1 protein-coding gene is annotated in these 1414 nt (G+C 70.2%); it reads left to right on the forward strand.

What is annotated here, in order from left to right:
* Nucleotides 1-1414 (forward strand): TPM domain-containing protein (locus BJQ90_RS18700; protein WP_226761705.1); only part of this gene is annotated, 1414 nt, incomplete at both ends.

Genomic DNA, 1414 nt, shown 5'->3' on the forward strand with positions numbered 1-1414 from the left:
TACCGCCGGCAACGCCGTGCTCGTGGGCGTGGGTGTCGTCGCGGCAGGCGGCGCGGGCGCCTACCTCTACCTCCGCAACCGCCGGAAGAAAGCCGCGGCAGGCGCCGGTGCCGGCAATGGCCCGCAGGGCGCCGAGCTGGATCCGCTCGCCGGGCTCACCGTCGAGGAACTGCGCCGCAAGAGCGGCTCGCTGCTGATCGAGGCGGACGACGCCATCAAGTCCAGCGAGCAGGAGCTTGGCTTCGCGCAGGCACAATACGGCGACGCCGCCGTCGGGAACTTCACGAAGGCCTTGGAGGACGCCAAGGGCCACATGTCCGAGTCCTTCAAACTGCAGCAGCAGCTCGACGACCACATCCCCGACACCGAAGAGCAGCAGCGGACCTGGCTCGGTGAGATCATCCGCCGTTCCGAGGCCGCGCTGGCCTCGCTCCAGGAACAGAAGGCCGACTTCGATTCTCTGCGCGAGCTGGAGAAGAACGCCCCCCAGGCGCTGGCCGCGGTCAGCGCCGGCGCCAGCGAGGCGGAAGCCAAAATCGCCAGCGCCGAGCAGTCGCTCTCCGAGCTGCGCGCCAAGTATGCCGAGAGTGCCCTCGTGCAGGTCGGCGACAACATCAACCAGGCCAAGGAGCGGCTCGCCTTCGTCCAGAACGCCTCCGTCACGGCCCAGGAGAAGCTCAGTGCCGGCGAAAGCAGCCTCGCCGCCGTCGCCGTCCGGGCCGCGGAAGAGAGCCTGCACCAGACGAACGTGCTGATCGGCGCCATCACCAGGGTGGCCGGAACCCTCGATGAGGCGCGCAGCGGCCTTGAGTCCGCCGTCGTTGACACCTCCCAGGACCTCGCCCAAGCCAGGGCCCTGCTCCAGTCCGGGACGCACCCCGAACTTGCCGGACCGGTCGCCGCGGTGGAAGCCGCACTGGCGCAGGTCAAGGCCGAAATCCAGGGCGGCAAGATCGACCCGATCGCCACCTTGGAGCGGGTCGAGACGGCACACCAGTCCCTGGATGCGTCGCTCTCCGGAATCCGCGACCAGCAGGAGCAGGCCCGCCGTGCGCAGGCCTCGCTGCAGCAGACCATTATGTCCGCGCAGGCGCAGATCAGCGCAACCTCGGACTACATCACCGCCCGCCGCGGCGGGGTGGGCACCGAGGCCCGGACGCGCCTGGCCGAGGCCCAGCGCAACCTGGACTACGCACTGTCCATCTCGCGCACGGATCCCGTGACCGCCCTGCAGTACGCCCAGCAGGCGCACTCGCTGGCGGCGCAGGCCGCGCAGCTGGCCCAGTCCGACGTCGACCACTTCGGCGGGTACTCCAACCAGGGCTACGGCCGGGGCGGAATGTTCGGCGGCGGCGGCGGTGGCGGCCTAGGCGGCGCCATCCTCGGCGGCATCCTGATCAACTCCATCCTGCAC

Origin of the sequence: Arthrobacter sp. SO3 (assembly GCF_020532825.1) — a bacterium.
Taxonomy (GTDB): domain Bacteria; phylum Actinomycetota; class Actinomycetes; order Actinomycetales; family Micrococcaceae; genus Arthrobacter.